This window comes from Pseudomonas sp. S36 (genome assembly GCF_016647875.1).
Taxonomy (GTDB): Bacteria; Pseudomonadota; Gammaproteobacteria; order Pseudomonadales; family Pseudomonadaceae; genus Aquipseudomonas; species Aquipseudomonas parafulva.
In genome coordinates this window covers 46,805-71,293 of sequence record NZ_JACVVG010000026.1, presented here as the reverse complement: position 1 = coordinate 71,293, position 24,489 = coordinate 46,805, and the positions used below count along the sequence as shown (strand labels likewise).

Below are 24,489 nucleotides of genomic sequence, written 5' to 3'. Positions count from 1 at the left end.
ATCCGCCGCCACCCCCACACGCACGCGCCGCCCTCGTCAGCGCAAGCCTGAACCTGCCATCACCCAGGTCAGCCAGGCACCCGCCGCGCTTGAAGTGGCCAGTGCGCCCAAGGGCAGCACCGAAGACAGCACCTCGGCCAAGCTTCCGGCGAGCTACCCGTACCGCACGCGGCTGCGACGCCAGGACTACGAAAAGGCCAAGCACGCCCTGCAAATCGAACTGCTGAAGGTACAGAGCTGGGTGAAGGACACCGGGCAGCGGGTAGTGATTCTATTCGAAGGGCGCGATGCGGCTGGCAAGGGCGGGACCATCAAGCGCTTCATGGAACACCTGAACCCGCGGGGTGCGCGCATCGTTGCCCTGGAAAAGCCCTCGGAACAGGAAAAGGGCCAGTGGTACTTCCAGCGCTATGTGCAGCATTTGCCCACGGCCGGGGAAATGGTGTTCTTCGACCGCTCCTGGTACAACCGCGCCGGGGTCGAGCGGGTGATGGACTTCTGCACGCCGCTGCAGTACCTGGAATTCATGCGCCAGGCGCCAGACCTGGAGCGCATGCTGTGCAACAGCGGCATTCTGCTGTTCAAGTACTGGTTCTCGGTAAACCGCGAAGAGCAGCTGCGCCGCTTCATCTCGCGCCGCGACGACCCGCTGAAGCACTGGAAGCTGTCGCCCATCGACATCAAGTCGCTGGACAAGTGGGAAGACTACACCGCCGCCAAGGAGGCCATGTTCTTCCACACCGACACGGCCGATGCGCCTTGGACGGTGATCAAGTCCGATGACAAGAAACGCGCGCGCATCAACTGCATCCGCCACTTCCTGCACTCGCTCGACTACCCCGGCAAAGACCACCGCGTGGCCTACGCGCCGGATGCCCTGCTGGTAGGCCGGGCATCACGCGGTTTCGAGGAAGATGAAGCGGTGGCGTAACCCGCCTGGCCTTAGAAGTTGGCGATGGCGCTGCAGTATTCGGCTTTGTGCCTGGGCACCTGATCGGTGCTGCCCAGGCGCTTGAGCGTGCCGCCACAGGCGCTGTAACCACGCAGTACCAGCTCGTAGTCGGCGCCTTTTTCCGGCACGAACCAGAACATGCCCAGGCAGTTTTCCACGGTGCCGTATGCCGGGGAACTGCCGCCGTCCAGAAAGTGCAAGGTGAAGGGCTTGCCGGCCGGCACCAGCACTTCGCTAACAGCATCCCCCCTGCCCACAGCCGCGCCGGCAGGCATGCCCAGGGTTTCGCCGTTCCGGTCGGCGAAGCCCTTTTTCGGTACAGCAATCACGCCTGCACCGGGGCTGTACCAGTCCACGCAATCCTTCTCGGGCACCGCCCGCACCATGCCATTGGCGATGACGCGCAGGCGTGCGGTGTCCCCGGCAGTGGGTGAGCCATAGGGCGTGTTGAACGATTTGACGGCAGCAATGTTGCCACAGCCGGCCAGGGCAACGGCCAGCAGGCCGGCTAATACGGGTGCTTTCATCCGTGAAGGTCCAGGGAGGTGATGAAGTGTGGGTAGTGTGTCTGAGACCTGCCGAAGCTGCTTGGGTTTCGCAGGCATCTGCGCTTCAATACGCACTTTTCACGGCACCCCCAAAGGACTCCACTCATGGCCACCTCCACCAAGCAACAGAAACGCGCCAAGCGCGCCGCCACCAAGGCCAAGCAGAACCGCATGGTCCGCAGCGGCCAGGCGGTCAAGGCCAGTGCCGGCGACAGCGCCAGTGTTCAGCAGGTGTACGACAAGGCCATGGAATCGGGCAGTTACGAGCCGCTGTTCAAGAAGATGAAGGAAGCCCAGGAGGACGGCCTGGTCCCGATGATTTCGGTGTTCCTGGTAGACCCGTTGCTGGCCCTGGTGCTCAAGGGGCACAAGGAAGAACACGCCACCGACTACATCGTGCTGTTGTTCAGCGCCTACCGTAAGTGGCTCGACGGTGCTGATGAAGACACCACCATGGGATGGCTGGAGAGTGACGAGTTCCAGAATGCCTATATCACCGCTTCCGAGCTTGTGGCCAAACAGCAGCAACAGCAGAAGCAGTTCGGCTGACATCACCCCACAGCCCCGCCCACCCTGTGGGAGCGGGTTCACCCGCGAAGAGGCCAGCACAGGCAAAAAAAGGCCGCACCCTCAACAGGGCGCGGCCTTTTCATTGCAGCCAGCGCGGGTCAGTTATCCAGCGCCACCCGCCCTGCAGCTTCACGCTTGCGATGCACCAGCAAACCCGCCGCCACTACTGCAATGCTCAGCAACGCGGTGGCGATGATTTCGATACGGTGGTCTTCGCGCAGCGCCATCACGCCCAGTACGGCCACGATGAAGGCAATGGTGGCCCAGGTCAGCCCCGGGAACAGCCACATCTTGAAGGCGATCTTCTCGCCACGGGCTTCACGCTGGGCACGCATGCGCAGTTGCGACACGGCAATCACCAGGTACACCAGCAGCGCGATGGCGCCAGAACTGGCCAGCAGGAACTCGAACACCTGCGCCGGGGCCAGGAAGTTGGCGAACACACACAGGAAAGCCGCAGCCGTGGACAGCAATACCGCCACATGCGGGGTCGCTGCCTTGGTGGTGCGCTGAGCCATGGCCGGTGCGTCGCCGCGCTTGCTCAGGGAGAACAGCATGCGCGAAGAGGTGTACAGCGCCGAGTTGAGGCAGCTGGTCACCGCGATCAGTACCACGATATCGACGATCAGCTTGGCATTCGGCACACCGATACGGCTGAGCACGGTCTGGTACGAACCGGTTTCTGCCAGGGCCGGGTCGTTCCACGGCACCAGCGCAACAACCAGGAAGATCGACACCAGGTAGAACAGGCAGATACGCCAGATCACCGAGTTGGTGGCACGGCTGATCTGCTTGCCCGGGTCCTTGGACTCGGCCGCCGCGATGGTGACGATTTCAGTACCCATGAACGAGAACATGGTGGTCAGCATGGCTGCCAGCACCGCGCCCAGGCCATTGGGCATGAAGCCCTGGGTGTCGAACAGGTGGCTGATACCGCTGACCTGGCTGCTGGGCACCAGGCCGAACATGGCCACGCAGCCCACCACGATGAAGCCGATGATGGCCAGCACCTTCAGCAGCGCGAACCAGAACTCGAACTCGCCGTAGTTCTTCACGCTGAACAGGTTGGTGACGGTGAGTGCCAGGGTGATGATCAGCGAGAACGCCCACAGGTCTACCGCAGGGAACCAGGCATGCAGAATGGCCGCCGCCGCGTTGGCCTCCAGCGGGATCACCAGCACCCAGAACCACCAGTACAGCCAGCCGATGGTGAAGCCCGCCCAACGCCCGATGGCGCGGTCAGCGTATGTGGAAAACGAACCCGTGTCGGGGGAGGCGACCGCCATTTCACCCAGCATGCGCATCACCAGCACCACCAGCGTACCGGCCGCCGCATAGGCCAGCAGTACGGCGGGGCCGGCAGCGGCAATGGCATGGCCGGAGCCGACGAACAGGCCGGCACCGATGACGCCAGCGATAGACAGCATGGTCACATGCCGTTGTTTGAGCCCCTGAGCGAGGTCGTTGGAATTGTTACCGCTCATAAAACTACCTTTGTAAGGAGTGGACCACATCGATTGCGAGTCAGGCGTGCCCTGGGTTGAGGTGGGCAACGCTGCAATCTGCGGTTTCGTACTGGCAATAAGCGCGCCATGTGCTAACCCACCGCACCAAGATTGTGCGTAAGCCTTGATTGACGCGGGATGGGGCGCATTCGGCCAGCCCGTGACCGAATCATCGCCGAATCATCGGATTACGGAAATACCCACTTACAAATGCACCACGGGTGCCCCTCGGTAACACCCACGCACCATAGCGAGGCAAAAAAGTGCAACCGGGAGGTACAACCACGACGCCGTTTTACACGCTTGCCAGGTGCAGCCCGGCATCAGTGGATCGCTGCCCGCGTGGTCAGGTTTACTCAGCAAACGGTCCGAAAGCGCTTCCCTGGGCCGGCCAAAACTGGCACCATCGCGCCTTTTTTCATCAAGGCTCAGGTGCCGGGCGACAGCGCGGGTGGACATCCGCGCGACGTTGCGCTGCAACGATGCGACAAACTGCCCCACCAAGGCCCAGACTGCCCGGCAACCCTGTTGGCCGTCATAATGCCGCTATGCTAGCTTGGCGCACGCCAGGAAGGCCGCCAACAGCTGGGAACGCACCCGAACACATGAGGACCGCACATGGCTCAGGCCACGCCCGCGCTGGAAATCCGCAACCTGCACAAACGCTACGGCGAGCAGGAAATTCTCAAGGGCATTTCGCTGACCGCACGCGACGGTGACGTGATCTCCATCCTGGGGTCGTCCGGCTCCGGCAAGTCCACCCTGCTGCGCTGCATCAACCTGCTGGAAAACCCGCACCAGGGCGAAATCCTGGTTGCCGGTGAAGCCCTCAAGCTCAAGGCCGCGAAAAACGGCGACCTGATCGCTGCCGACAACCGCCAGATCAACCGCCTGCGCAGCGAAATCGGCTTCGTCTTCCAGAACTTCAACCTGTGGCCGCACATGTCCATCCTCGACAACATCATCGAGGCCCCACGCCGCGTCCTCGGCCAGAGCAAGGCCGAAGCCGTGGAGGCAGCCGAAGCGCTGCTGAACAAGGTGGGTATCTACGACAAGCGCCACAGCTACCCCGCCCAGCTTTCCGGTGGCCAGCAACAGCGCGCCGCCATTGCCCGTACCCTGGCCATGAAACCCAAGGTGATCCTGTTCGACGAGCCCACGTCGGCCCTCGACCCGGAAATGGTCCAGGAAGTGCTAAACGTTATCCGCGCATTGGCCGAAGAAGGCCGTACCATGCTGCTGGTGACGCACGAGATGAACTTTGCCCGCCAGGTGTCCAGTGAAGTGGTCTTCCTGCACCAGGGCCTGGTCGAAGAGCAGGGATCGCCGCATCAGGTCTTCGAAAACCCGACCTCGGCGCGTTGCAAGCAATTCATGTCCAGCCACCGCTAACGGAGCAATACATGCAAACCTACAAGAAGTTTCTCCTGGCCGCTGCAGCCACCCTGGTGATGTCGGCCAATGCCCTGGCCGCAGAAAAACTGCGCATGGGTATCGAAGCGGCCTACCCGCCGTTCAACAACAAGGACGCCAGCGGCAACGTCGTGGGCTTCGACAAGGACATCGGCGACGCCCTGTGCGCCAAGATGAAGGTCGAATGCTCGGTGGTCACCTCTGACTGGGACGGCATCATCCCGGCCCTGAACGCCAAGAAGTTCGACTTCCTGGTGTCGTCGCTGTCGATCACCGACGAGCGCAAGCAGGCCGTGGACTTCACCGACCCCTACTACTCCAACAAGCTGCAGTTCATCGCGCCGAAAAACGTCGACTTCAAAACCGACAAGGCCTACCTCAAGGGCAAGACCATCGGCACCCAGCGCGCCACCCTGGCAGGCACCTGGCTTGAAGACAACTACGGCAGCGACCTGGACATCAAGCTGTACGACACCCAGGAAAACGCCTACCTCGACCTGGTCGCCGGCCGCATCGACGGCATCCTGGCCGACAAGTACGTGCAGTACGAGTGGCTGAAAAGCAAGGACGGCTCCAACTTCGAGTTCAAGGGCGAGCCGGTGGTGGACAGCGACAAGATCGGCATCGCCGTGCGCAAGGGTGACACCAAGCTGCGCGACGACCTGAACAAGGCCCTGGCCGAAATCAAGGCCGACGGCACGTACAAGAAGATCAACGACAAGTACTTCCCGTTCAGCATCGAATGACCCGCCCCGACCGGCGCGCCCTTGCGGCGCGCCAGTCCCTAAAATGACCTGCCCATGAATATCGACCTGCACGGATTCGGCCCGGCCATGATGGCCGGCACCCTGATGACCGTAAAACTGGCGCTTTGCGCCTTGCTGCTGGGGCTGGTGCTGGGCCTGCTCGGCGCCCTGGCCAAGACTTCCTCGATCAAGCCGCTGCAGTGGCTTGGCGGCTTCTACTCCACCCTGGTACGTGGCATACCCGAACTGCTGTGGGTGCTGCTGATCTATTTCGGCACCGTCGGCCTGATGAGCAGCCTGGGCGATGCCCTGAACATGCCGGGCCTGGAGCTGAGTGCATTTGCCGCCGGCGTCATCGCCCTGGGCCTGTGCTTTGGCGCCTATGCCACCGAGGTGTTCCGCGGCGCCATCCTGGCCATCCCCAAAGGGCACCGCGAGGCCGGCCTGGCCCTGGGCATGACCAAGGGGCGTATCCTGTCGCGCATCATCCTGCCGCAGATGTGGCGCATCGCCCTGCCCGGCCTGGGCAACCTGTTCATGATCCTGATGAAGGACACCGCCCTGGTGTCGGTGATCGGCCTTGAAGAAATCATGCGCCACGCGCAAATCGGCGTGACCGTGACCAAGGAGCCCTTCACCTTCTACATGGTCGCCGCCTGCATCTACCTGGGCCTGACCATCATTGCCATGACCGGCATGCACTTCATGGAAAAACGCGCCGCTCGCGGCTTCGCGAGGGCCGAACAATGAATTGGGAAGTGATCATCAAGTGGCTGCCCCGCCTGGCACAGGGCGCCACGCTCACGCTGGAGCTGGTGGCCATTGCCGTGGTGGCCGGGCTGATTCTGGCCATCCCGCTGGGCATCGCCCGCTCTTCGCGCCACTGGTACGTGCGCGCGGTGCCGTTCAGCTACATCTTCTTCTTCCGCGGCACACCGCTGCTGGTGCAGCTGTTTCTGGTGTACTACGGCCTGGCCCAGTTCGACGCCGTGCGCAGCAGTTCGCTGTGGCCGTACCTGCGCGACCCGTTCTGGTGCACGGTGCTGACCATGACCCTGCACACCGCTGCCTACATCGCCGAGATCCTGCGCGGCGCGCTGCAGTCCATCCCCAAGGGTGAGATCGAGGCGGCGCGGGCGCTGGGCATGTCGCGGGGCAAGACCCTGTTCTACATCATGCTGCCCCGGGCCGCGCGCATCGGCCTGCCGGCGTACAGCAACGAAGTGATCCTGATGCTCAAGGCCAGCGCCCTGGCCAGTACGGTGACCCTGCTGGAACTGACCGGCATGGCCCGTACCATCATTGCCCGCACCTACCTGCCGGTGGAAATCTTCTTTGCTGCCGGCCTGTTCTACCTGCTGATCTCGTTCCTGCTGGTGCAGGGCTTCAAGTTGCTGGAACGCTGGTTGCGGGTAGACGCCTGCCAAGGTCGCTGACCCCGCACCGCCCCTTTCGCGGGTGAACCCGCTCCCACAGGCGCCTCACAGGCTTCCAACCTGTGCCAACCCTGTGGGAGCGGGTTCACCCGCGAAAAGGCCCCCAAACCCGACAACCTTCTACTCATGCCCAACCACCTCCACAGCCACCACCTAAGCACCCGCTTCCTGGCCCTCGACCAGTTCCTGGTAGAGCACCAACAGCTGTGGAAACCGCGCCCCTTCACCACCCTGCAACTGGGCTGGGAGGCCGCCCACCCCGAACTGGCCGCCCACCTGCGCCAATGTTCCCTGGCAGACGCCGAAGCCGACAGCAGCATTGACCGCCTGCCCGCCCCCTTCCCGCAACTGGCCGAGCAAGCCCAACAGCTCGCCGCGCTCGGCAGCCTGCCCCAGGCCGAACTGCCGCCAGCCACCCACCGCCTAGACGTCGCCGTTCCCGGCCGCAAATGGCAGCAGATCGAAGCCTTCGCCAGCCACCTGGCCTTCGGCGCCCAGCCCCACCGGTGGCTGGACTGGTGCGCAGGCAAAGGCCACCTCGGCCGCCGCCTGCTGCAACCCGGCCAGCAACTGACGTGCCTGGAATACGACGCCGAACTGGTTGCAGCTGGCCAGGCACTGAGCACCCATCACCACTTGCCCGCGCAACACCTGCATCAGGATGTGATGGCACCCGAAAGCGCCAGGCATCTGCATTCGGACACCAGCGTGGTCGCTCTACATGCCTGCGGTGACCTGCACGTGCGCCTGCTGCGGCTGGCCAGCGAGCAAGGCTGCCGGCAGCTGGCCGTAGCCCCATGCTGCTACAACCGTATCGCCACACCGAGTTACCAGGCGTTATCCACAGCTGCACGCGCTTCCAGCCTGCACCTGTCGCTGGACGACCTGAGTTTACCCCTGAGTGAAACCGTCACCGCCGGTGCCCGCGTGCGCCGCCAGCGTGATACGTCCATGGCGCGCCGGCTCGGTTTCGACCTGCTTCAACGCCAGCAACGCGGGGCCGACGAGTACCTGCCCACGCCATCGCTGCCTGTGGCCTGGCTGAGCAAACCGTTCGAGCAGTATTGCCGTGATCTGGCGGCACTCAAGCACGTACCCATTCACGGTGAACCGAACTGGGTCGCGCTGGAAGCGGCGGGCTGGCAGCGCCTGGCCGAGGTGCGCAACCTGGAGCGCGTACGCAACCTGTTCCGCCGCCCGCTGGAGCTGTGGCTGGTACTGGACCGCGCCCTGTACCTGGCAGAACAGGGGTACGACGTACGCGTGGGGTTGTTTTGCGACTATCCATTGACCCCGCGCAACCTTCTGATCCTGGCCGAGCGCGGCAGATAGCCGCAGAAAAACCTGTGGATAACTCTGTGAACAAGCTTGTGATTACCTGTTGGAGCCAAGCGCTATTTCCAGCGCCTGGCTTATTCCTTCAGGTACCGCAAGGCCAGCAAAAACAGGCATTTGCGCAAAGACAAGTGGCACAGCAAGGCGGCATGCATTTCGCGCAGGTAGTTGATGCCGCTTGTGCATAAGCGATTTTGGCGGTAGCTCAATTGGGTAACGGCTGCAAGGTGTTCGACGCGGGTAATGCAGCGCTCGATCTCACGGCAGACATCAGCGGCCCCCGTCTCAATGCACCCGCCCCTTGGCAATCTCGATATCGTTCATCAACGCCTTCGCCATATCACACAGATAATCAGCCGCCCCCAAAAACTTGTGGTCATCCTCCATATCCCCCTCGCGCACCAGGTGCTTGATGTACCCCATCAAAATCGACACATGCTCATAGGCAGCATCCACAGGTATGCCGGGCTGTACACGCAAGAGGTTGAGGGACGGGCTACCCGCCGGGAGGAAGGTTTCGATGCCTGCGGTGGTGACGGTATCGGAAACAGCAGCAGGTGAATCAGGAAGGATCTTTTTCATGTGCAACTCCCTACGTTCATGAGGAGTCGCCACATCCATGCCTTCTCACTGGATAGAGGTGGCAACCGTGCACGGGGTGAGAAACCGAGTGAACATAGGAAGCTCGGCCAGGCCAAAGCCTGCCCGTGCCGGTCGCCATAAAGCAGCCGCTATGTTCTAAAGCGGGTTCTCACACCCGGTCGCCAGAGCGACCCGGAAAAGGTATCCGTGAGCCATTTTCCCGACAACAGCGATACTTCGGCGGCACGCGTAGGATAGGTCCGAAGCAACCATCCTGAAACACTTTCCCAGCCTTTCCAGAATTCCCTTACACCCCCAGCATCACCGGGTTCAGCCGCGATCACCCCCAACATAACCGCAAAAACCGTGTATCATCCGCCGCCCAAATCATTAAAAAGTGACGTCGCGCGCTGCCTGTCAGCCCTGCGGCCATCTGGCGTTGCGCCAGATTCGACAATGGACCAGACCCCGTGACCCTATCCAAACCCCTCGCCCTGCTCGCCTTCGCCCTGGCCCTGACCGCCTGCAGCAGCGGCCCGTCGCATCACAAATCCAGCAGCCTCGGCTGGAACCACCCCGGCATGCAGCTGGGCGGCGACAAAGGCCTGCCCCTGCGCGCCGAAACCCCGTGCCGCAAGCGCGGCTGCGACAACGACAAGCTGGTCTTCAACCCCGCCAAGACCGAGCCAAACATCAACACCATCCACCGCGGCTGGTAAGAAATTTCTCCTTTTGGGCCGGTGACTTAGGTTATTTGCGAACAATCGCAACTAAGTGGTTTACAGGCCCAAAACGATCGTTATAATGACGCCCCATTGCCGGTATAGCTCAGATGGTAGAGCAACTGACTTGTAATCAGTAGGTCCCGGGTTCGATTCCTGGTGCCGGCACCACCAAATCAAGCACTTACGCGCGTTTCTTCATGTCGTTTGTGCAGCGCGCGTAACAACGCACGTAACAAGAGGCACGCGCAGACAACGATCTGCGTGTCACCCTCGACCAGCCTCCCCCTAGGGGCGACCACCGTTTGATGTTGACCCATCGGAAAAAGGTTAGGTCGGTTAGGTTTTCTGCGAACAGGCTGCATCCCTCTCCATTTCTGGCTTCCAGAAGACCTATAAAAGTTAGGTTTAGGTTAAGTAATAGTAATTTCCTTACCTTTACCTATAGTCAGTTTCTCAAAAATAAAACCCTTTAAAATCAGGCACTTGAGAATCCCTAACCTCAATCCTAACCATTCCTAACCATCCAAAGTTAGCCGCCAACCCCAGCAAAACCGTACACATCAGCCTGACCCAACCCCTCTGAACGAAAACTTACCTTTTTCCCACGGCGCCCCCCAAAACGAGACGGCACAGCTCCCCCTTCGCCACAAAAAACCCCTCGGCGCAGGGATTCGCAGAACGACCACGCTCACCAATACCTGCACAACCCCAGACACGGGGCGGCTTGACCCTGGGTGCAGGGGCGCAGAAATTCCGACACGTTTAGCCCGCAGGCGTGGCGGGGGGACGAGGGCGCGCGCCGGTGTTCACACAGAGTCCAAGTGGTGCCCGTGCACCGTTGAGGCTAAAGTTCCTGGCGCGGCGCTCCGCCGCCCACCAGGGAGATCACACATGCAAAGGGATCCAGAGCTGATCCGGCAGCTCATGCTTAAACTCGAAGGGATGAGCAAACCTGCCACCGCCATTGCCATGGTCAGCTATAAGAATGACTTAACCATTCCCGGCTATGACGACGATCAGGTCTACTACCATGTCGGTCAAATACTGCAGAGCGGTTGGGTTGATCTGGCAGGCGGCAAGGGTATGACTCCGTCTGGCCAGTTCAGCTTCAGAGCGCTCACCCCAAAAGGCCACGATTTCATCGATTCGGTCCGGGATGATGCGATCTGGGCGCTAACCAAAAAAGGAGCTACTGCAGCCGGGGGCTTTACGCTGGATACCTTGGCCGCGCTTGGTAAAGGCTTCATCAAAAAGCAGATAGAGAAGCTGACCGACATCGAGTTGGGTTAGAAAGTGGCACGCACCAGTCCGATCTGGGCGACTTGGGGTCATCACCGCCGCCAGGTCCATGACTCTTTTTTGCAGGTATAAAAAAACCGCCGGGTGAGCCGGCGGTCTTCAATCACTTCTTACGTTCTTGCTTGATCAGGTTTCTCAGCTGGATCGTCTTGATAACGATGCTGAGGAACGCTGAACCAATGGCAAGCACGGTCGCCACGAGGGCTAAGGTTGCTGGGTCCATATGCGACTCCTTCTTAGGTTGATCCCGTGTAACGCCCCGGGAGAACACGAAGCCAGCCGCAAAAAGCAGGTTTTTATTGATCTATGCTTGACCCTTCATGAAGACAGGGGTATAGTATCCGTATACCGTTATGTGACTACTTTTTGTGACTGAACATAACCACGAATTGTATCACATTTTTTACCGATGTCAATAGATCGGTTATAAAAAGCGCCCTTGAAGGCGCTTTTTTTTTGCATATTGATTACTGGTTCACATTGAATCGAACAATTTCTTCGCCGATCCAATCGTTAATCTGGAGTAGCCTTGCCTGTTCTGACTCAAGTTCGTTCAAGGCCCAGACATCTGAAGCTTCTCGCACAGAACCGAAACCGCCTGAGTTCTGAGGCACAACGCCCATCAGCTGTGGTGGGATACGCAGCATGGCCAACTGGTCATCGCGGCTGATGTTCTTGATCGCGCCAAAGTCGTCCTTCGCTGCCACCTCGCTGATCGGGATCAGTTGAATGCCATCCTTCTTACCGTTGGGCGCGTACATGAAGAGGTTGCGGAAGTTGCCCGGCCCCTTGCTGCTCTTCATCGCCTTTCGCAAGTCGTCGACAAAGTCTTCGTTCTGGGCGGCATCGGTCATGTACAAGATGAACCCCGCATGGCTGCCATTCTGGTAGTACTTGCGCCGGAACAGAGTCGCCGCCTCGTTTAGCAGTGCGGACTGCAGCGCCGGCAGCCACTCAGGTAGTCCGTACACCTCCTGGTTGATGTCGGCCACACGCAGGTGGCAAATGCTTCCCGGCCGGAATTCGTGCTCATCCCGCCAGCCGCGCACCTGGTAATAGGTCTGCAGATCGGAGCCGCGGCGCATGTACTTGGCCAGGCATGGCCGAAGCCCGAGGGTGTCCCGCAGCATGTTGTCGCGCTTCTCCAGGTACAGGTTGCCCGACCAGCCCAGGTCCATGACGATCTGCTCGAAGGCTTGTCGGTTCAGCAGCCTGTGGGGCTTGAAGGTCCTGGCCAGTGCATTGCGCTTGAAGATCAGGCCTGACTGCAGGTAGACGCTGGCCTTCGATGACCTGGCCAAGCCGTCCAGGGATACCGGCGGCTCGTACCAGCGGCCATTGTCGTAGCACTCCAGGTAATCCAGGATTTCTCGCCCGTCCAGGACCGGTACAGGGTCGCCGAAGGTGAACGCCTCTGCCCGGGCGCAGGGGTTGCCGAGCAGCTCACCTGCGGTCGCCGGCAAGGCGCCGACCTGATCGATGTTGCCCATCAGAAGATCTCCATGATGCGTGTGTTGGTTGCGGTCTGCCCTTCGAGGGGCTCGTTATGCAGCGCGTGGAAGAGCGCCCAGGCCAGGTCGGCGTGGCCAGTGGCCTCATTCCGGCCCGCGGTGTATGTGAATTGGCGACCACCAGGGGTGATGGTCTTGCGAATGGCCATCAGCGACTGGGCAATGTCAGTAGCGCCGGCATCGAACTGCAGGCGGCCCTTGCTGATCACGTCCCAGGCCTTCATGACCAGGCGCGTCTTGACCTCGGGGTTGTAGCTGAAGGTGCGCAGCGCCGGGAAGAATTGGCGCACCAGCTGCGCGACGGCGCTGCCCATGCCGGTGGTATCGATGCCGATGTAAGCCACGTTGTAGCGTTTGGTGATCTGGCGGATGGTCTCGGCCTGGGAATTGAAGTCCATCCCGCGGAACTGGTGTTTCTCCAGGATGAAGAACTTCCCACCCGGTACCAGTGGCGGAGCCACCACCACCAGGCCGGCCGAGTCGCCGGTTTCCGCCGGATCGTAGCCCACCCACACGGGACGTTCACCGTAGGGCCTGGCAGCAAACGGGCTGTAGCCAGGCCAATCCCAGCTTTCCACCATGCAGGGCTGCAACATGCTCAGCGGGAAAATGCTCTGCCCATCATCCACGAACTGGCACATGAGCAAGTTCTGAAAGGCTGCAGCATCGTACTCAAGCTTCAGTTCATCCAGGTCGAACAGGTCGCAGCCCCTGGCTTCGGCGTCCATGATCGTGACGATCTGCCGCCAGATCTTGTCCTCGCAGAGCCGTCCCTGCTGCAGTGCCTCATGGGTCACATCCAGCTGGATGTGCTGGGCGGTAGGTTTGCCCTTGTTGATCCGCTCACCGGTCCACCAGGTGTACGCCGGGTGAGCCATGCTGCTCGGCGTCGAGAAATAGGTCTTGCGCCACTTCTTGTGCAGCGCCATGCCTGAGGCGACTTTGTTGATCTCGGCGAAGCCGTGAACCCAGAAGAATTCGTCGAAATAGAAATTGCCCGATCGGCCCTGGGCGGTGCGGAAGTTGGTCCCCAGGAAGTGCAGTTCGGCGTTGTTCCAGAGCACGATGGGGTCGCCGGTGAGTTTGATGCCCAGCACCTCGTTGAGGAACGCCTGCATGTAGGTCTTGAACTGGTGCGCCTGGGCCTTGCTGGCCGACAGGAAAATCTGATTTCGGCCGGTCGTGATGGCGTCAATTAGCGCTTCCCTGGCGAAGTAGAACGTGGCGCCGATCTGCCGGCTTTTGAGGATCATCCGGGTACGCTGGTTGCCTGCGCGGTACCAGTCGAGCTGATAATCGAAGCAGCTATCCCGGAACGCTTCGACCAGTTGTTCGATCTGGTCCTCATCCAGCTCGTTGCGCTTGGGCTGCTTCTTCGGCCCTTCGTTGCGCTTGGCGATGTTCGGGTTGAGGTCGGTTTCGGTACCGCCGCCCTGGTAGCGCTGAATCCGTGCCTGCCGCTCCAGCTGGCGGTGCAGGAGATCGATTTCCTTGAAATCGCCGCTGGTCTTGCCGTCCTTGAGGATCAGCTGTACCAACCGCGCCTCCAGCGCGCCGCCGATACGCTCGACGTTGTCCGCCCTATCCCATTCGTCCCGGGCCTTCCAGCTGTGGACGGTTTTCTCTTTCTCGCCCAGGTAAGTGGCGATATCGGTGATGCGCCAACCCGTCCAGTACATGAACTTGGCTTGGCGGCGCGGATCGAGCGTGGGTTGGGCGGTTGTGTTCATGGCGCCGATGCTGCCGCTCGCGCGCGTATTCACCCACTGCCGCCCACTGTAGTCGTGAGGCCTACAAGTGCAGCACGTTGCTGCTGGTGTCCCGGCTGCGGACCATGCCCCTCATCGCAAGGCACAACGCCACCGCACTGAGGACTGCCCACATGGCCGCAAGCAACGCCCCCGCCAAGAACTACCGCTCCGACTGGTTCCGCATCTTCGTCGAGGGCGCAACCACTGACGGCCGCACCATCGAGCGCTCCTGGATCGAGCAGATGGCTGCGACCTACGACCCGAAAACCTACGGCGCCCGCCTTAATTGCGAGCACATTCGCGGCCTGGGCCCGGACACCCTGTTCGGTTCATTCGGCGACGTGCTGGCCCTTAAAGCGGAAGAGGTCGAGATCAACGGCGAGAAGAAGCTCGGCCTGTACGCGAAGATCGAGCCGACCGCGAGCCTGGTCGAGCTGAACAAAAAAGGACAAAAAATCTACACCTCGGCAGAGGTTCGACCGAACTTTGCCGAGACCGGTAAGGCTTACCTGGTGGGTTTGGCTGTCACCGACAGCCCAGCCAGCCTGGGTACTGAAGCCCTCAAGTTCAGTTCGCAGAGCGGCTTGGCTGCTCGAAAGCAGCATCAGGACAACCTTTTCAGCGCCGCTGAAGAGGTCTCCCTCAAATTCGAGGAAGTCGTCGAAACCCCATCCATGTTCGCGGCATTGCGCGACAAGGTCGGCGAACTACTCGGCAAGAGCAAGGACAAGGAAGGCAAGGACGCCGCCAGCTTTACCGCCCTGGGCGAGCTGATCGAACAGATCGCAACCCATGGCGCCGAGCAGGCCGAAGCCTTCACCGCGGAGAAGAACGCCCGCGAGAAGCTCCAGGCCGACCACGACAAGCTTTCCAAGGACTTCAACGAGCTGGTCAAGCGCCTGGGCGAAACCGAAGACCACTCCCAGACGCAACGCCCACCAGTGACCGGTGGCGACGGACAGATCCAGGCCGAGTACTGATCCCCGTAGCCCCACAGACCACCAGTTCGGAGACCCACCATGCAGAAAGCAACACGGATCGCCTTCAATGGCTACCTGACCAACCAGGCCAAAATCAACGATGTCAGCTCGGTGACCGAGACTTACACCGTGGCACCGAACCCGGCGCAGAAGCTGGAAACCGCCATTCAGGAATCCAGCGCGTTCCTGAAAAAGATCAACATCATCGGCGTGGACGAAGCGGAGGGCGAAGCCATTCTGCTGGGCGTGAATGGCCCGACTGCGGGCCGTACTGCCACTGGTTCAGGCAAACGCCGTCAACCTCGTGACGTTGCCGCCCTCACCGCTGACACCTACGCCTGCAAGAAAACCAACTTCGATACCGCTACCCCTTACGCACGGCTCGACGCATGGGCGAAGTTCAAAGACTTCCAGACCCGCTTGTCTGGCTCGATCGCTCAGCAGCAAGGCCTAGACCGCATCATGATCGGTTTCAACGGCACCAGTGCTGCGGCTGACACCGACCTGACAGCTAACCCGCTGCTCCAGGATGTCAACGTCGGTTGGCTGCAGAAGATGCGCGAGCGCGCGCCAGAGCGCGTCATCGATGAAGGCAAGGTGGCCGGCAAGGTAACCATCGGCGCTACTGGCGACTACAAGACCCTCGACGCCTTGGTGTTCGACGCCATCCAGTTGCTGGACCCATGGCATCGCAAGCGTTCCGACCTGGTCGTGATCGTTGACCATGCTCTGCTGCACGAGAAGCAGCTCAAAGCACTGGAAAATGGTGCAGCTTCCAACCAGGAAGCCAACGCCGCCGACGACATCATCGCCAAAACCCGCCTGGGTGGCCTGCCGATCGAGTACGACGCCCCGTTCTTCATCGAGGGCGGTGTCTGGGTAGGCCCTTTGTCCAACCTGTCGATCTACTACCAGAACGAGAAGCGCCGTCGTCATGTGCGCGATGAGCCGGACGCCGACCAGATCGCCGACTATCAGTCGTCGAACGAGGCTTATGTCGTGGAAGACTTCGGCGCCTGCGCCCTGGTCGAGAACATCGAGAAGGTCTAACCATGTCTCTGACTCTCGCTCAACGTACCCGACTGCGCAAGCTGGCCGCCAAGGACGCGGCCGCCACTGCGCCGGCGGCCATGATGGAAGGCCTGACCAGCTATGAGCTGATGCTCGCAAAGCTGCAGCAAGACCAGCTGCGCCTCAAGCAAGTGCAGTCGAAGCAGGCCAAGGCCAGGCTCAAGAACATTCTGTTGCCCGATTACGTCCCGTATGTCGTCGGCATTCTTGAGGCTGGCCAAGGCGCCCATGATGACGTGCTGACCACCGTGATGATCTGGCGCTTCGATGCTGGTGATTTCCCGGGTGGCCTGGACATTGCTGAGTATGTGCTGAAACACAACCTGCCAACCCCGAACCGCTTTTCCCGCACCACGGGCTGCCTGATCGCCGAAGAAGTCGCCACGGCCGCGCTCAACGCGCAGAAGGCCGGCGGCACTTTCCCTGTGGACGACCTGCTCCGCACCGCCTTGCTCACGGAAGAGCAGGACATGCCAGACGAAGCCCGGGCCAAGCTCAAACTTGCCCTGGCTCGGGCAACCCTGCAGGGCCTCGACGAGAGCAACCCGGGCTCGCCTGGCCAAGTGGAAGCAGGCGTCGAGCTGCTGCAGGAAGCCATCAAGCTCGACAACAACTGCGGCGGCAAGAAAGACCTGGATAAGGCCGAGCGCCTCCATAAGAAAATCGCTGGCCCAGCCAGCTAACCGAGCGTCCCACGCAACCCGGCGGCTCGGGGCGGATCAGCGGCCATTGGCTCAGCTGTGAAGCCCCGACCACCGCCGACCTATTCAGAGCACGACCATGAGCGGATTCATTGCAGGCGGCCTGGTACCGAGCGAGTCGGTGCCGGGCATCCACATCAACAGCGACCCCTTCTGGCCGTCCATCGACCTGGACAAGCTGCGGCAAACCCTGCGCATTGATTCCAGCGTCACCCCTGCCCGTGTCGAAACTGCCGTGGTCGCAGCGATCATCAGCGTCAATCGAGACTTGGCCAAGTGGCGGCTCACCAGACAGGCCGAAGGCTTCACCACCCTGGCCACTGTCCCAGGTGACGAGTTCCTCAGCAACTTGGAGCGCACACACCTGTACGAACGCGCCGTCGAGTGTGCCGCCGGCGCCGAGGTCTGCGAGCGGTACCGCGGTTACGACACTACCGCCAGCGGCAGCAAGAACGCCGACGAATCGGCGCCGACCATCGATGACTACCGCCGCGATCAACGCTGGGCCATCCGTGACTTCCTGGGCAAATCGCGCACCACCGTGGAGCTGCTGTGATGACCGAGCAGAAGCGCACCCAGCAAAACGACACCGTCGATGCACTGTGCTGGCGTCACTACGGTCGCACCGCCGGTGTGGCCGAAGCCGTCCTCAAAGCAAATCCTGGCCTTGCTAGCCACGGCCCGGTGCTGCCCGCCGGCCTGCTGGTCACGCTTCCAGAAGTCCAGATAACAGCGCCCGAGCGCCAGACGGTGAGCCTATGGGACTGATCGTGCGCCCCACTTCACCAAGGAAGGAAAAAAATGCCTGACCGCCCCGAAAGTTGGGCTTGGCTCGCTGCCTGGCTTGAACACAACTGGCCCGGCCTGTACGCGGGTGGCTTGGCCATCGTCATCGCCGCCCTTCGGGTGATCTATGGCGGTGGAGGGATCCGCCGCGTGGCGGTTGAGGCGCCTCTGTGCGGCGCTCTGGCCCTATCGGCAAGCCATGGCCTGTCCTTGATCGGCATACCGATCAGTGCAGCCCCGTTTTTCGGCGGCGTCATCGGCTTGCTGGGCGTCGAGTTCACCCGTGCCACCGCGAAGAAGTTCTTCACACGCAAAGAGGAAACCGCCACATGATCACACTTCGCCACGGCGATCGCTCTCAAGCAGTTCGCGACCTGCAGCGCAAGCTGAATGCCAAGGGAGCCAAGCTTGCGACCGATGGCGACTACGGTGACGCTACCGAAGACGCTGTACGCGCCTATCAGCTCAAGGCTGGCCTGGTATCGGATGGGGTGGCCGGGCCAAAAACTCAGGCCAGCCTGATGGGCCTGGACGTTCGGAAGCTGCTGAAACACTCGGACCTGGTCAAAGCCTCCCAGCGGCTTGGCGTACCGGTAGCCGCGGTCTATGCCTTGAACGAGGTTGAATCCCAAGGTTGCGGATTCTTCGACAACGGCAAACCCGTCATCCTGTTTGAACGCCACGTCATGTACGAACGGCTGCAGGTAGCACGGGATCCGGCAGATGATCAGGAACAGCTGAACCTGCGCGCTGCCGAACTGGCCCAGCAGGTGCCTAATCTGGTCAGCCCGAAGGCCGGCGGTTACATCGGTGGTACTGCAGAGCATCAGCGCCTCGCCCAGGCGAGCCAGTTTGACGAGCAAGCCGCGCTGGAGTCGGCCAGCTGGGGCGGCTTCCAGGTGATGGGCTACCACTGGAAAAGGCTTGGCTACACCAGCGTCCAAGACTTTGTGACGGCCATGAAACGCAGCGAAGCGGACCAGCTGGACGCCTTCGTGCGATTCATCGAGACCGACCAGGCGCTGCACAAGGCGCTCAAAGCGTTGAAATGGGCGACGGTGGCCAAGCTCTACAACGGCCCCAACTACCAGCGAAACCTGTACGACGTGAAGCTTCAGCGTTCCTTCGAGCGCCACCAGGACCGTGCACTCGCTCAGGGGGCCGCATGAACTACAAAGAGCTGCTCGAAGGTCTCGCGGTACACCGCCTCCAACCAAACGATGTCCTGGTCTTACCGGATGATTTCGACCACGGCCATTTCGAAGAGCTTCGGAAAGCCCTGCAACAGCTCAATGCCTCGCCTTGCCTGGTTGTCATCGGTGATGTGGAGAAGCTGGACGAGTCCGACATGAACGCATTGGGCTGGTACCGGAAATGATTGACCTGCGCCCTGCCCCATTCCTGCTCGCCGGCGCCATTGCGATACCGCTCGTTCTCGGCCTGGCGGTCTGGGGTATCGACCAGTATCTCGATGCCAGCAATGCGAAGACCAAGCTCCTCGAGGAGCAGATCGCAGCCGCGCAGACCACGGCAGAGCGCAATCTCGCCAACACCAACGAACTGATAGCCACGCTGACGACCATTCGTGACGGCCAAAAAAAGCTGCTGACGCTCCAGGGTGAGCTGCGCACAGGCCTGGCGAAGCGCGAGCAGCAGATCGAGGACCTCAAGCATGAAATCAAGGAACTGCAGGAATGGGCTGACCGGCCTTTGCCTGATGTTGCTCGCCGGCTGCGGCAGCGCCCCGCCATCACCGGCGCCGACGCTTACGGTCAGTGGTTGTCCAGTGGTGGTGCCGTGCACCCTGCAAGCGACATCCCCGAGCCGCAACGGGCAGTTGCTGACTGACCAAGAGCGCACCGAACTGGCCTGGGCCGAATGTGCCGCCCAGGTCGATCTTGTTTACCAGCACCAGGTGACCCATGGACAAGCCAAATAGCCTTCGCGAGCATCTGCTCGCCGCAGTACCAGGATTGAAGAACAACCCCGAACGACTGCTCATGTTCATCGATGCCGGCAAGGTCCGGTGCACCGCCGCCGCAAGCCTGTCCTTCGAATACGGCTACACGCTGCAGATCATGCTCACCGACTTCGCCGGCGACCCAGACAGCGTCATGCTGCCGATCCTGGGCTGGGCGCGGGTTAACCAGTCCGAGCTGATGACGAACCTGGATAAGTCCGCCGAAGGGATCAAGTTCGAAGCCGACATCCTGGATGGGTCGAAAGTGGACATGAGCATCACCCTGGCGCTGACCGAGCGAGTGGTGGTGAAGCGCCAGGACGATGGGACGTTTCAGGTAACCCACGCTCCCGAGCTGCCGTATGAGCCTTTCGTAGAACACGGCCCAGTGAGCCTGTATGCGGGTGGCGAACTGGTGGCCGAGTGGCAACCACCTGCCCCGGCAGAGACCATGGCTCTTCCAGCAATGCACCCGCGGCGTCCAACTCATGGCTAACCTCAACGACCTGGAGGACTTCGCCGGCCCACTCCTACAGCGACTTGAACCAGCTGGCCGCATCAAACTGGCCCGCACTCTTGCGCAGCAGCTGCGCCGGCAGCAACAGACGCGGATCGCAAGCCAGCGGAATCCAGACGGCACCCCGTTTGCCCCCCGTCGCCCCCACAAACTGCGTGAGAAGGTCGGCCGTGTGAAGGCCAAGGCCAAGATGTTTCAGAAGCTGCGCCGGGCCAGCTATCTGAAGGCCAGCGGTGATGCTAAAGGCATCGGGGTCGGTTTCTCCGGCCGAGTCGGCCGCATTGCCCGCGTGCACCAGTACGGCTTGCGCGACCGAATCGCCCCGCGTGGGCCAACGGCCCAGTACGAAGAACGGCAATTGCTGGGCGTCAGCAGCGCGGATCTGGAAAGCCTGAAAGACGCCATTCTCTCCCACCTCAGCCTGTAGGCCCCCGCATTACAAGCGCAGCGTGCTGCGCTTGCGCGTGCGTGGCGCGACCATCGCGCCATGAACTCGATCGCCGAACTCAACCGTCTGCTCGAAAACCTCGTCCGCCTTGGCACGATTGCCGAGGTGCAACACGCGCCGCCGCGTGTCCAGGTTCGCACTGGCGGCATCCTGACCACTTGGTTGCCCTGGCTCGCCCTGCGAGCTGGTGCCGACCGGGATTGGGATCCGCCCACAGTAGACGAGCAGGTCATACTGCTGTCCCCCAGCGGACAACTGACCAACGGCATCGTCATCACCGGCCTGTTCAGTGACGCAATCCCCGCAAATGGCGATCGTGCAGGCCTCAAACGCCGCACCTACGTCGATGGCGCAGTGGTCGAGTACGACAGCGTCGCCCACCACCTACGCGCGATCCTCCCGTCCGGCGGCACATCCGAAGTCATCAGCGACGGGGGGATCCGTATCGTCGGGGACATCGTGCATGAGGGGAACTACACCCAGACCGGCAACCAGAAGGTCACCGGCAAGGTGGAGGTGTCGATCGACGTCATCGCCGCCGGCGTCAGCCTGGTCGAGCATGTGCACGCGGGTGTGATGCCTGGACCAGGTCAGACCGGGAGCCCAGTGAAATGAACAGACACACCGGCGAGGCCATCTCGGAAGAGGCCCACATTGCCCAGTCCATCGTGGACATCCTGACGACGAGAATCGGTACCCGGGTAATGCGCCGCGACTACGGCAGCCTTGTCCCCGAACTGATCGACCAGCCCCTCAATGCGGCCAACCGTCTGCGGCTGTACGCCGCCTCAGCCGTGGCCATCATGCAGTGGGAGCCACGTATCACCCTGGCAGCAGTGCGCCTGGACGTCGATTCCCTGTCCGGTGGCGCCACGCTGGAAATTGAGGCAAAGCAGAACGACACCAATGCCGCCCTGAATATCCGAACGCCAATCCAGCTGGGGGCTGCCCAATGACTGCCACCCGCATGATCGATCTGAGCCTGTTGCCCCCGCCAGATGTTGTGGAGATGCTCGACTTCGAAGCGCTCCTGGTCACCCGCAAGGCCCAGTATCTCAGCAGCTATCCCCTGGCCGAGCAGCCAGCTATCGCAGCACGGCTTGCCTTGAAGTCGGATCCAGTCACCAAGCTGCTCGAGGAGAGCACTTATCGCGAGCTGGTACTCCGGCAGCGCGTGAATGATGCGGCCAAAGCCAGTCTTCTGGCCTATGCCACGGGTGCTGATCTGGAGAACCGTGCGGCGGACTACGGCGTGCAGAAGCTGATCCTGCGCCCGGCAGACCCTGACGCAGTGCCACCTGTGCCTGCGATCATGGAAAGCGACGAAGCGCTGCGATACCGCACCAGGTTGTCGCTTGAGGCCCTTTCCAGCGCCGGCAGTCGCGGGGCGTATGAGTTTCATGGGTTGAGTGCCTCCGCCAATATCGCCAGCGTATCAGTGGACTCCCCCCGATTCAGCGGCCTGGCGGTGCCCGATGAGCTGAAAGCGCTGCTCCCGGCCGGTGCCATCGTCCTGGTGTGCGATTACACCGCCGGCCTGACCGATCCTTTGCCGGGGGACGTATCCCTGGCCGTACTGCCACGGGCCGATAGCCAAGAACCCCCCGAGGATCTGGTAGCCAAGGTTCAGGCCGGCCTTTCCGCCGAGAGCGTGCGGCCCGTTACCGATCGGCCACGAGCGCAGTTGGGTCAGCCGGTCAACTTCGAAGTGCTGGCGACCCTGGAACTGGAGCCCGGGCCAGAGCCTTCTGTAGTCCAGGCTGCATCACGGGCCAGCCTGGACAAGGCGATAGCTGCAGCACGGAATCTGGAAGGGCAAATGTCTCTGTCAGCAGTCTATGCAGCCTTGCATGTACAAGGCGTACGCCGGGTGGACCTCAAGAAGCCCAACGACGAAATCGTGTGCGATAAGCGCCACTATCCCGAATGCGTGTCCATCTCTCTCAGCACGAAGGTGGTCGCATGAGCCTTCTGCCATTGAATTCCACGCTCCTGGAGCGAGTGTTAGAAGCTGCCCGCGACCATGACCTTGATCCGGACATTATTCGTGGAGTCGCTGACTCGGCGCGCTGCCCAGCGAACTTCCTCCCCTGGCTGGGATGGGCACTGAAGGTCGAAGGCTGGGAAGCGGCGTACACCGACGACCAGCGCCGGGAGCTGATCAGCGAGGCAATACCGGTACATCGTACCAAGGGCACGGTCGGCGCGATCCGCAGGGTGCTAAAGGCTGTGCGGGTCAACGCGGATTTCAAAGAGTGGCACCAGATCCCCAACGCGGCGCCCTACACGTTCCAGGTCACGGCCTGGGCCAACGAAAACCGGCCGGGCGAAGGCTCGATCATCTCGCCGCAACTGGAGCAACGCCTGCGTACCCTGGTCGATGCTGCCAAGAACGAGCGAAGCCACTACACCTTCCGGCTCGGTGCCCGCTTCGACGGCGGTTTGACCATGGCCAACGCCAGTCAGGCTTGGCTGCTGCATCGCCGTAGCGTCGAGGCGCAGGCGGTACCGCTCGATCCTTCGGCGCAGACCCTGCAGTTTGTCAATGCTGCCCAGGGGCGGACGCTGCACCGCTCGACCTTGGAAGTCGAGCCGATCCCCATTCCGCAGTCAGCTCAAACCCTACAGTGGGCAAGCGTAACCCAAGCGCGCGCGGTGTCTCGGGGCTATGTCGAGGCGCTGGGCGTTCCGATCCATGTTGAGGCAAATGTGCAGGTCGCCAATGCGGCCCGCGCCCGTATCGTCGTGCGCGGCACGATGGAGGCTGTTTTATGAGTACCCCGTTGCAACCTGTGATCACCAAAGCCGGCCTGGCGGGGATCTGGAGCTTGAGCAACACCGGCCTGGCGGCTGAGATCACCCATGTCGTGCTTGGCACTGCCGGCTACACGCCAAGCAACGAGCAAACCAGCTTGCGCGCGCAGGTGGCGAAGTACCCCATTTCAGGCGGTGAGCGGCTAAGTGACACGCTGATTCACCTGACGGCGCTGGCAGACGGCAACGCGGCTTTCTGGGTCCGCGAAATCGGCTTTTTGCTGGCAGACGGCACGCTCTTGGCGGTGTGGTCGCACGCCACCGAGATTCTGACCTACAAGGCCGCTGGCACCGACTTGCTGCTGGCCTATGACCTGTCCTTGTCGGCGTTACCCGCAGACAGCGTCACCATCAACAGCAATGCCGCTGGGCTCAATCTGACCTTGGCTGCGCCACTGGCAGCGATGGCCAGCGCCTTACTGGGTGAGCAACTGCGCAACCTGCAGCAGCAGGACCAGGTTGATGCGCTGACCAAGCAGCAGCAGATCACCGGCGAGAAAACGACCAGGCTGCTCGATCAGTTGACTGAGCGCCTGCTGTCGGTCGAGAAGCGCCAGGCAGATGACCACGATGGACTGCTGAGCATGGGTATCAGCACCGCTGAGGCGGTAATCGGCGAGCAGACGCGAGGCATGGAGCAGCAGGAGCAGATTACTGACTTGGCCCGCCGACAGACCTCAACAGGTGAGCAGGTAACTCGCATCAGCGAGCGGCTGACTGCGGCGGAGCAGAAACACACAACCGACCACGAGGGCGTGCGCAGCATGGGTATCAGCACAGCCGAAGCGGTCATTTCCACTCAAACCCAACTGACAAAAATCATCCACGGAGCATAAGAC

Annotated in this window: 30 protein-coding genes, 1 tRNA gene and 1 pseudogene; 27 read left to right on the top strand and 5 right to left on the bottom strand. The window is 61.5% G+C overall.

From position 1 onward, the window contains the following. Window positions 1-58: 58 nt before the first annotated feature. Window positions 59-931: a polyphosphate kinase 2 gene (ppk2, locus tag IAE36_RS15660; RefSeq protein ID WP_201165688.1), complete on the top strand. Its 873-nt coding sequence runs from the start codon at window positions 59-61 to the stop codon at window positions 929-931. 11 nt (window positions 932-942) lie between these two features. Here the strand turns inward: ppk2 and IAE36_RS15655 are convergent, their stop codons facing one another. Beyond that, entirely contained in the window at window positions 943-1,479 is a 537-nt protein-coding gene (locus IAE36_RS15655) for a hypothetical protein (protein WP_201213342.1), read from the bottom strand. Between the two features lie 126 nt (window positions 1,480-1,605). Here IAE36_RS15655 and IAE36_RS15650 point away from each other — a divergent pair, with 126 nt between their 5' ends. Then, window positions 1,606-2,049: a hypothetical protein gene (locus tag IAE36_RS15650; protein ID WP_201213341.1), complete on the top strand. Its 444-nt coding sequence runs from the start codon at window positions 1,606-1,608 to the stop codon at window positions 2,047-2,049. Between the two features lie 119 nt (window positions 2,050-2,168). Here IAE36_RS15650 and gabP read toward each other — a convergent pair whose 3' ends face one another. Continuing rightward, the gene (gabP, locus tag IAE36_RS15645) at window positions 2,169-3,554 is read right to left on the bottom strand and encodes a GABA permease (RefSeq protein ID WP_028635314.1); all 1,386 of its coding nucleotides are present in this window, start codon (window positions 3,552-3,554) and stop codon (window positions 2,169-2,171) included. Between the two features lie 639 nt (window positions 3,555-4,193). On the opposite strand from gabP, the gene IAE36_RS15640 reads away from it, so the two are divergent. The 5 genes from IAE36_RS15640 (at window position 4,194) to IAE36_RS15620 (ending at window position 8,502) form a co-directional block, all read left to right on the top strand. Next, window positions 4,194-4,967, top strand: a complete 774-nt coding sequence (locus IAE36_RS15640; RefSeq protein ID WP_201213339.1) for an ABC transporter ATP-binding protein — start codon at window positions 4,194-4,196, stop codon at window positions 4,965-4,967. An 11-nt stretch (window positions 4,968-4,978) separates the two neighbouring features. Then, a complete protein-coding gene (locus IAE36_RS15635) occupies window positions 4,979-5,734 on the top strand; it encodes an ABC transporter substrate-binding protein (protein ID WP_028635316.1) in 756 nt (251 codons plus the stop codon). Window positions 5,735-5,788: 54 nt separating this feature from the next. Next, window positions 5,789-6,484 (top strand): ABC transporter permease, encoded by a 696-nt coding sequence (locus IAE36_RS15630; protein ID WP_028635317.1) that lies wholly within the window; start codon window positions 5,789-5,791, stop codon window positions 6,482-6,484. Next, entirely contained in the window at window positions 6,481-7,170 is a 690-nt protein-coding gene (locus tag IAE36_RS15625) for an ABC transporter permease (RefSeq protein ID WP_028635318.1), read from the top strand. The genes IAE36_RS15630 and IAE36_RS15625 overlap by 4 nt, the downstream gene beginning before the upstream one ends. Window positions 7,171-7,296: 126 nt before the next feature. Then, the gene (locus tag IAE36_RS15620; RefSeq protein WP_201213337.1) at window positions 7,297-8,502 is read left to right on the top strand and encodes a methyltransferase; all 1,206 of its coding nucleotides are present in this window, start codon (window positions 7,297-7,299) and stop codon (window positions 8,500-8,502) included. 288 nt (window positions 8,503-8,790) lie between these two features. Here IAE36_RS15620 and IAE36_RS15615 read toward each other — a convergent pair whose 3' ends face one another. After that, a complete protein-coding gene (locus tag IAE36_RS15615) occupies window positions 8,791-9,087 on the bottom strand; it encodes a DUF3077 domain-containing protein (RefSeq protein WP_201165070.1) in 297 nt (98 codons plus the stop codon). Window positions 9,088-9,557: 470 nt separating this feature from the next. Between IAE36_RS15615 and IAE36_RS15610 the strand changes: the two genes are divergently transcribed. The 3 genes from IAE36_RS15610 to IAE36_RS15600 all read left to right on the top strand — a co-directional run bounded on the left by IAE36_RS15610 (window position 9,558) and on the right by IAE36_RS15600 (window position 11,102). Next, window positions 9,558-9,806, top strand: coding sequence for a hypothetical protein (locus IAE36_RS15610; RefSeq protein WP_201213335.1), 249 nt, complete (start codon window positions 9,558-9,560; stop codon window positions 9,804-9,806). A gap of 98 nt (window positions 9,807-9,904) precedes the next feature. Then, window positions 9,905-9,980 (top strand) — tRNA-Thr (locus IAE36_RS15605). Between the two features lie 723 nt (window positions 9,981-10,703). Continuing rightward, window positions 10,704-11,102, top strand: a complete 399-nt coding sequence (locus IAE36_RS15600) for a DUF2513 domain-containing protein (RefSeq protein WP_201213334.1) — start codon at window positions 10,704-10,706, stop codon at window positions 11,100-11,102. 476 nt (window positions 11,103-11,578) lie between these two features. Here IAE36_RS15600 and IAE36_RS15595 read toward each other — a convergent pair whose 3' ends face one another. After that, window positions 11,579-12,601, bottom strand: a complete 1,023-nt coding sequence (locus IAE36_RS15595; protein ID WP_201213333.1) for a phage portal protein — start codon at window positions 12,599-12,601, stop codon at window positions 11,579-11,581. After that, the gene (locus IAE36_RS15590) at window positions 12,601-14,352 is read right to left on the bottom strand and encodes a terminase ATPase subunit family protein (RefSeq protein WP_201213332.1); all 1,752 of its coding nucleotides are present in this window, start codon (window positions 14,350-14,352) and stop codon (window positions 12,601-12,603) included. Before IAE36_RS15590 ends, IAE36_RS15595 begins: the two co-directional genes overlap by 1 nt. A 152-nt stretch (window positions 14,353-14,504) precedes the next feature. Between IAE36_RS15590 and IAE36_RS15585 the strand changes: the two genes are divergently transcribed. The 17 genes and pseudogenes from IAE36_RS15585 to IAE36_RS15510 all read left to right on the top strand — a co-directional run bounded on the left by IAE36_RS15585 (window position 14,505) and on the right by IAE36_RS15510 (window position 24,486). Then, the gene (locus IAE36_RS15585) at window positions 14,505-15,353 is read left to right on the top strand and encodes a GPO family capsid scaffolding protein (protein ID WP_201213331.1); all 849 of its coding nucleotides are present in this window, start codon (window positions 14,505-14,507) and stop codon (window positions 15,351-15,353) included. 39 nt (window positions 15,354-15,392) lie between these two features. After that, the gene (locus IAE36_RS15580; RefSeq protein WP_063423991.1) at window positions 15,393-16,403 is read left to right on the top strand and encodes a phage major capsid protein, P2 family; all 1,011 of its coding nucleotides are present in this window, start codon (window positions 15,393-15,395) and stop codon (window positions 16,401-16,403) included. 2 nt (window positions 16,404-16,405) lie between these two features. Beyond that, window positions 16,406-17,107, top strand: coding sequence for a phage terminase small subunit (gpM, locus tag IAE36_RS15575; RefSeq protein ID WP_201213330.1), 702 nt, complete (start codon window positions 16,406-16,408; stop codon window positions 17,105-17,107). A gap of 97 nt (window positions 17,108-17,204) precedes the next feature. After that, window positions 17,205-17,681 (top strand): head completion/stabilization protein, encoded by a 477-nt coding sequence (locus IAE36_RS15570; protein ID WP_201213328.1) that lies wholly within the window; start codon window positions 17,205-17,207, stop codon window positions 17,679-17,681. Next, window positions 17,681-17,893 (top strand): tail protein X, encoded by a 213-nt coding sequence (locus tag IAE36_RS15565; protein WP_201213326.1) that lies wholly within the window; start codon window positions 17,681-17,683, stop codon window positions 17,891-17,893. The genes IAE36_RS15570 and IAE36_RS15565 overlap by 1 nt, the downstream gene beginning before the upstream one ends. Window positions 17,894-17,926: 33 nt before the next feature. Then, the gene (locus IAE36_RS15560) at window positions 17,927-18,244 is read left to right on the top strand and encodes a phage holin, lambda family (RefSeq protein WP_181098177.1); all 318 of its coding nucleotides are present in this window, start codon (window positions 17,927-17,929) and stop codon (window positions 18,242-18,244) included. Continuing rightward, a complete protein-coding gene (locus tag IAE36_RS15555) occupies window positions 18,241-19,080 on the top strand; it encodes an N-acetylmuramidase domain-containing protein (RefSeq protein ID WP_201213324.1) in 840 nt (279 codons plus the stop codon). Before IAE36_RS15560 ends, IAE36_RS15555 begins: the two co-directional genes overlap by 4 nt. Then, window positions 19,077-19,289: a hypothetical protein gene (locus IAE36_RS15550; protein ID WP_201213322.1), complete on the top strand. Its 213-nt coding sequence runs from the start codon at window positions 19,077-19,079 to the stop codon at window positions 19,287-19,289. Before IAE36_RS15555 ends, IAE36_RS15550 begins: the two co-directional genes overlap by 4 nt. Beyond that, window positions 19,286-19,660: pseudogene (locus tag IAE36_RS15545) on the top strand (hypothetical protein); the annotation flags it as partial. The gene IAE36_RS15550 and the pseudogene IAE36_RS15545, both read left to right, overlap by 4 nt. Next, window positions 19,584-19,850, top strand: a complete 267-nt coding sequence (lysC, locus tag IAE36_RS23710) for an Rz1-like lysis system protein LysC (RefSeq protein ID WP_236408950.1) — start codon at window positions 19,584-19,586, stop codon at window positions 19,848-19,850. The pseudogene IAE36_RS15545 and the gene lysC, both read left to right, overlap by 77 nt. Then, complete coding sequence (locus IAE36_RS15540; RefSeq protein ID WP_201213319.1) at window positions 19,834-20,367, top strand: phage tail protein; 534 nt, start codon at window positions 19,834-19,836, stop codon at window positions 20,365-20,367. Before lysC ends, IAE36_RS15540 begins: the two co-directional genes overlap by 17 nt. Next, window positions 20,360-20,815 (top strand): phage virion morphogenesis protein, encoded by a 456-nt coding sequence (locus IAE36_RS15535; RefSeq protein ID WP_103517940.1) that lies wholly within the window; start codon window positions 20,360-20,362, stop codon window positions 20,813-20,815. Before IAE36_RS15540 ends, IAE36_RS15535 begins: the two co-directional genes overlap by 8 nt. A gap of 60 nt (window positions 20,816-20,875) precedes the next feature. Beyond that, window positions 20,876-21,451 (top strand): phage baseplate assembly protein V, encoded by a 576-nt coding sequence (locus IAE36_RS15530; protein WP_201213317.1) that lies wholly within the window; start codon window positions 20,876-20,878, stop codon window positions 21,449-21,451. Further along, window positions 21,448-21,792: a GPW/gp25 family protein gene (locus IAE36_RS15525; RefSeq protein ID WP_201213314.1), complete on the top strand. Its 345-nt coding sequence runs from the start codon at window positions 21,448-21,450 to the stop codon at window positions 21,790-21,792. Before IAE36_RS15530 ends, IAE36_RS15525 begins: the two co-directional genes overlap by 4 nt. Then, window positions 21,789-22,802, top strand: a complete 1,014-nt coding sequence (locus IAE36_RS15520) for a baseplate assembly protein (protein ID WP_442967461.1) — start codon at window positions 21,789-21,791, stop codon at window positions 22,800-22,802. The genes IAE36_RS15525 and IAE36_RS15520 overlap by 4 nt, the downstream gene beginning before the upstream one ends. Further along, window positions 22,799-23,611, top strand: coding sequence for a phage tail protein I (locus IAE36_RS15515; RefSeq protein ID WP_201213310.1), 813 nt, complete (start codon window positions 22,799-22,801; stop codon window positions 23,609-23,611). Before IAE36_RS15520 ends, IAE36_RS15515 begins: the two co-directional genes overlap by 4 nt. Next, window positions 23,608-24,486 (top strand): phage tail-collar fiber domain-containing protein, encoded by an 879-nt coding sequence (locus IAE36_RS15510; RefSeq protein ID WP_201213308.1) that lies wholly within the window; start codon window positions 23,608-23,610, stop codon window positions 24,484-24,486. Before IAE36_RS15515 ends, IAE36_RS15510 begins: the two co-directional genes overlap by 4 nt. The last annotated feature ends 3 nt before the right edge of the window (window positions 24,487-24,489 follow it).

Coding starts and splice junctions, on each gene's coding strand:
- IAE36_RS15550 (WP_201213322.1), top strand. CDS start 19,077: ATGAACTACAAAGAGCTGCTCGAAGGTCTCGCGGTACACCGCCTCCAA.
- IAE36_RS15600 (WP_201213334.1), top strand. CDS start 10,704: ATGCAAAGGGATCCAGAGCTGATCCGGCAGCTCATGCTTAAACTCGAA.
- lysC (WP_236408950.1), top strand. CDS start 19,584: ATGAAATCAAGGAACTGCAGGAATGGGCTGACCGGCCTTTGCCTGATG.
- IAE36_RS15560 (WP_181098177.1), top strand. CDS start 17,927: ATGCCTGACCGCCCCGAAAGTTGGGCTTGGCTCGCTGCCTGGCTTGAA.
- IAE36_RS15595 (WP_201213333.1), bottom strand. CDS start 12,601: ATGGGCAACATCGATCAGGTCGGCGCCTTGCCGGCGACCGCAGGTGAG.
- IAE36_RS15635 (WP_028635316.1), top strand. CDS start 4,979: ATGCAAACCTACAAGAAGTTTCTCCTGGCCGCTGCAGCCACCCTGGTG.
- gabP (WP_028635314.1), bottom strand. CDS start 3,554: ATGAGCGGTAACAATTCCAACGACCTCGCTCAGGGGCTCAAACAACGG.
- IAE36_RS15535 (WP_103517940.1), top strand. CDS start 20,360: ATGGCTAACCTCAACGACCTGGAGGACTTCGCCGGCCCACTCCTACAG.
- IAE36_RS15625 (WP_028635318.1), top strand. CDS start 6,481: ATGAATTGGGAAGTGATCATCAAGTGGCTGCCCCGCCTGGCACAGGGC.
- IAE36_RS15565 (WP_201213326.1), top strand. CDS start 17,681: ATGACCGAGCAGAAGCGCACCCAGCAAAACGACACCGTCGATGCACTG.
- IAE36_RS15615 (WP_201165070.1), bottom strand. CDS start 9,087: ATGAAAAAGATCCTTCCTGATTCACCTGCTGCTGTTTCCGATACCGTC.
- IAE36_RS15620 (WP_201213337.1), top strand. CDS start 7,297: ATGCCCAACCACCTCCACAGCCACCACCTAAGCACCCGCTTCCTGGCC.
- IAE36_RS15570 (WP_201213328.1), top strand. CDS start 17,205: ATGAGCGGATTCATTGCAGGCGGCCTGGTACCGAGCGAGTCGGTGCCG.
- IAE36_RS15640 (WP_201213339.1), top strand. CDS start 4,194: ATGGCTCAGGCCACGCCCGCGCTGGAAATCCGCAACCTGCACAAACGC.
- IAE36_RS15590 (WP_201213332.1), bottom strand. CDS start 14,352: ATGAACACAACCGCCCAACCCACGCTCGATCCGCGCCGCCAAGCCAAG.
- IAE36_RS15510 (WP_201213308.1), top strand. CDS start 23,608: ATGAGTACCCCGTTGCAACCTGTGATCACCAAAGCCGGCCTGGCGGGG.
- IAE36_RS15655 (WP_201213342.1), bottom strand. CDS start 1,479: ATGAAAGCACCCGTATTAGCCGGCCTGCTGGCCGTTGCCCTGGCCGGC.
- IAE36_RS15585 (WP_201213331.1), top strand. CDS start 14,505: ATGGCCGCAAGCAACGCCCCCGCCAAGAACTACCGCTCCGACTGGTTC.
- IAE36_RS15525 (WP_201213314.1), top strand. CDS start 21,448: ATGAACAGACACACCGGCGAGGCCATCTCGGAAGAGGCCCACATTGCC.
- IAE36_RS15540 (WP_201213319.1), top strand. CDS start 19,834: ATGGACAAGCCAAATAGCCTTCGCGAGCATCTGCTCGCCGCAGTACCA.
- IAE36_RS15515 (WP_201213310.1), top strand. CDS start 22,799: ATGAGCCTTCTGCCATTGAATTCCACGCTCCTGGAGCGAGTGTTAGAA.
- IAE36_RS15530 (WP_201213317.1), top strand. CDS start 20,876: ATGAACTCGATCGCCGAACTCAACCGTCTGCTCGAAAACCTCGTCCGC.
- IAE36_RS15650 (WP_201213341.1), top strand. CDS start 1,606: ATGGCCACCTCCACCAAGCAACAGAAACGCGCCAAGCGCGCCGCCACC.
- IAE36_RS15555 (WP_201213324.1), top strand. CDS start 18,241: ATGATCACACTTCGCCACGGCGATCGCTCTCAAGCAGTTCGCGACCTG.
- IAE36_RS15520 (WP_442967461.1), top strand. CDS start 21,789: ATGACTGCCACCCGCATGATCGATCTGAGCCTGTTGCCCCCGCCAGAT.
- gpM (WP_201213330.1), top strand. CDS start 16,406: ATGTCTCTGACTCTCGCTCAACGTACCCGACTGCGCAAGCTGGCCGCC.
- IAE36_RS15580 (WP_063423991.1), top strand. CDS start 15,393: ATGCAGAAAGCAACACGGATCGCCTTCAATGGCTACCTGACCAACCAG.
- IAE36_RS15630 (WP_028635317.1), top strand. CDS start 5,789: ATGAATATCGACCTGCACGGATTCGGCCCGGCCATGATGGCCGGCACC.